The organism is Serratia sp. (in: enterobacteria), from assembly GCF_046715635.1.
GTDB lineage: Bacteria > Pseudomonadota > Gammaproteobacteria > Enterobacterales > Enterobacteriaceae > Chania.
In genome coordinates, this window is sequence record NZ_JBKJYW010000447.1 from 1 (window position 1) to 2,953 (window position 2,953).

5 protein-coding genes and 1 pseudogene are annotated in these 2,953 nt (G+C 55.4%); all 6 read right to left on the reverse strand.

Features of this window, described 5'->3' with window-relative positions; translation table 11 throughout:
* A pseudogene (locus tag ACLQ7H_RS23295) lies at positions 1 to 100 on the reverse strand (23S rRNA (pseudouridine(1915)-N(3))-methyltransferase RlmH); the annotation flags it as partial.
* Between the two features lie 3 nt (positions 101 to 103).
* Positions 104 to 421 carry a ribosome silencing factor gene (rsfS, locus tag ACLQ7H_RS23300; protein ID WP_411754713.1) on the reverse strand — a complete coding sequence of 106 codons (318 nt, stop codon included), beginning with the start codon at positions 419 to 421 and terminating at the stop codon, positions 104 to 106.
* A gap of 184 nt (positions 422 to 605) precedes the next feature.
* Positions 606 to 1,268, reverse strand: a complete 663-nt coding sequence (gene nadD / locus ACLQ7H_RS23305; RefSeq protein WP_411754714.1) for a nicotinate-nucleotide adenylyltransferase — start codon at positions 1,266 to 1,268, stop codon at positions 606 to 608.
* The gene (gene holA / locus ACLQ7H_RS23310; RefSeq protein ID WP_411754715.1) at positions 1,258 to 2,292 is read right to left on the reverse strand and encodes a DNA polymerase III subunit delta; all 1,035 of its coding nucleotides are present in this window, start codon (positions 2,290 to 2,292) and stop codon (positions 1,258 to 1,260) included. The genes nadD and holA overlap by 11 nt, the downstream gene beginning before the upstream one ends.
* On the reverse strand, positions 2,289 to 2,852 hold the full coding sequence (gene lptE / locus ACLQ7H_RS23315; protein ID WP_411754716.1) for an LPS assembly lipoprotein LptE: 564 nt from the start codon (positions 2,850 to 2,852) through the stop codon (positions 2,289 to 2,291). Before lptE ends, holA begins: the two co-directional genes overlap by 4 nt.
* A 14-nt stretch (positions 2,853 to 2,866) precedes the next feature.
* Positions 2,867 to 2,953: hypothetical protein (locus ACLQ7H_RS23320; RefSeq protein WP_411754717.1), on the reverse strand; the 87-nt coding region annotated here is incomplete at its 5' end.

The following is a 2,953-nucleotide window of genomic DNA, read 5'->3' on the forward strand; positions in this document are numbered from 1 at the left end:
CAAACGGCATATCTTTCGGAAAGCGATGCAGGTAATCCATAAAGCCGGTCTGCACCCAGTCGGGCATTTTGGTGCCGACTGCAACCAATTGCAGTTTCACCGCTTAACCCCAGAGCTTTTCCAGTTCATACAATTGGCGACTTTCTTCCTGCATCACGTGCACAATCACTTCGCCCAGATCGACCACTACCCAGTCGGAAATGGCCTGGCCTTTCATGCCATACAGTTCCATACCGGCGGCGCGGGCTTCTTGCACGACGTGTTCGGCAATCGACATTACATGACGGCTTGAGGTGCCGGTACAGATGATCATGCAGTCGGTGATGCTGGATTTACCCTGAACATTCAGAGCAATAATATCCTGGCCTTTCATGTCATCAATTTTATCGATAACGAAATCTTGGAGCGCTTTACCTTGCAAAGGTTCCCCCTCGGGTGTGTTCTGTTCATCAGGACGCTATGGGCAACTGCCCAAAGTCACTGGCCTGAATCGTGATGGTTTCGGCAGGATGCCGCTGAAAGCCTGCTGGTTTTACCCAGCTAGCCAAGATCCTTGGGGTTTTCAGCGGATACCTGAAAAATAGCGGCGCAGTATAGCATGCAGCCTATCGATATAAACCCTGTAACTCGATATAACGCTGCACCGGGCGCGGCAGCAAATCGTCACAGCTGATGCCTTGATGACGGCGCTGGCGTATTTCAGTGGCGGATATCTCCAGTAAAGGGGTATCAGCCAGGTAGATAAACCCATGCGGCTGGCGGTTGAGCAGGGTGACATCGGCGATCTGGTGCTGTTCCAGCCAGCGTTGCAGCTCTGGCGTATCCATTTGCTGGTTGTAACCCGGACGTGCCAACACCAACAGGTGGCAGAAGTGCAACAGGTCTTGCCAGCGATGCCATTTATGCAGGCTCAGCAGTGAATCCTGGCCAATAATAAACGCCAGAGGTGCCGCGGCGCCACGTTCTTTACGAATCGTTTCGAAAGTGTCGATGGTGTAAGACGCGGTGGTGCGGTGCAATTCGCGATCGTCCACGTTAAACAGCGGGTTACCGGCGATGGCCAGCTCAACCATGGCTAGCCGCTGCTGTGCGTTGGCCTCCGGCTGTGGCCGATGGGGGGGCACATGGTTGGGCAGCAACGTGACCTTATCAAGGCCGACTTCTTCAGCCAAGGCCGCCACCGGGCGCAGATGGCCGTAGTGGATTGGGTCAAAGGTGCCACCGAAAAAGGCGTGCAGGGTATGGGGCTGTTGCGGGCTAGTAGGCATCGGTGACACTCGTGGCCAGAGGTTTGCCGCAAAGCAGCATCGACAGGGTTTCCAGCTCCGGCCAAACCGATTGGCCGTAGTCTTTCTTGAGGGTGAGCTCAATTTGTGCCAACAGGTGCACCGCCTGCCGCAATTGCTGACCCGACAGGCGTTGCAAAGCCTGAGTGATCAGATTGCGGCGGTTTTGCCAGACTTTTAGCTGATCGAATAGCGTACGTAGTGGGGTGTGCGCCATACGGCGTTGCAGATTCAGTAGCATCAGCAGTTCCCGTTGCAGGGTACGCAGCAAGATCACCGGTTCGACATCCTCTTGCTGGAGTTGCCGCAAGATATGCCAGGCACGTTTGCTCTTGCCTGCCAGCAGGGCATCCAGCCAGTGGAACGGGCTGAAGTGGGCGGCATCGTTTACCGCCTGCTCTACGCGGGGCAGCGTCAGTTTGCCATCGGGATGCAGTAGCGATAGCCGTTCCAAGGCCTGCGAAAGTGCCAGCAGGTTGCCTTCATAGCAGTAACACAGCAGTTGATTGGCTGCGTCATCGAGATCCAGCTGCAGGGATTTGGCTCGTTGGGCGACCCAGCGCGGCAGTTGTGCCTGTTCGGGCGTTTGGCAACTGACCATGGCACCCTTGGCGCTAAGTGCCTTGAACCAGGCGCTGTTCTCTTGGGCTTTGCTCAGGCGCGGGCCGCGCAGTACCAACAGGATATCGTCATGCAGCAAAGCGGCCAGCTTGACCAGTTGCTCGCCGATCGGGGCCGTTGGGCCGTTCTCGGGGAAAATCAACAGCAGGGTTTGCCGGCTGGCAAACAGGCTCATGGCCTGGCAGATGCTGAAGATGGCATCCCAGTCGGTATGGACATCCAGAGAAATGCTGTAATGCTCGGTGAACTGTTGCTGTTGGGCGGCCTGGCGGATCAGATCCTGGCTTTCCTGCAGCAACAAGGGTTCATTACCGCTCAATAAATAACAAGCGCGCAGCCCTTCTCGGAGCTGCGCGGCAAGTTGTTCAGGATAAAGACGGATCATTGTGCTATGGCACTGGCCGCTTTTTCACCAGCGATAGCGGCTTTTTCTTGCGTTTCTTGCACCGCAGCGTGCACCGCCAGCATTTTACGCAGAATTTGCTGGGCAGCCTGCTCACGCATTTCCTGCATGATGATGTCCTGCTCGGAGTCTTTGGCCAATGCCGTCAACGGGTTGTCAAAGAAAGAACGGAACACTTTAACGTTAATCGGGTAGATATCATGCCCTGGGATCAATACCTGAGCCTGCACCGTCATCACCAATTGATACTCTGCGGTTTTACCATCCTGGAAGATCGAAACCGTATCCTGGTTTTGCGTCGAATTGACGATGCGCAGTGACGGGACTTCCTTGTGGGCCGGATCGTATCTGACCACGTTAGCCCCGCTTAGACGCAATTGCTCGCGCACGGCACGGGTCAGTGGGCCAAAGGGATCGTAGCTATCCAGGATCAGCGTATGCAATTCTGTGGGCACCTGCGCGTTGCCACGCAGATGAAAACCGCAGCCGGCGGTGACAAGCACCGCCAACCCCAGCAACAACGTCAGAATACGATGTCGCACAAAGCCTCCTTGTGTTAACCCACAACCAGGTTAAGCAATTTGCCTGGAACATAGATCACTTTACGTACCGTGACCCCTTCCAGATATTTGGCCACCAGATG

Excerpts from the sequence above, each read along its gene's own strand:
- holA (WP_411754715.1), bottom strand. The coding sequence starts at position 2,292 with ATGATCCGTCTTTATCCTGAACAACTTGCCGCGCAGCTCCGAGAAGGG.
- nadD (WP_411754714.1), bottom strand. The coding sequence starts at position 1,268 with ATGCCTACTAGCCCGCAACAGCCCCATACCCTGCACGCCTTTTTCGGT.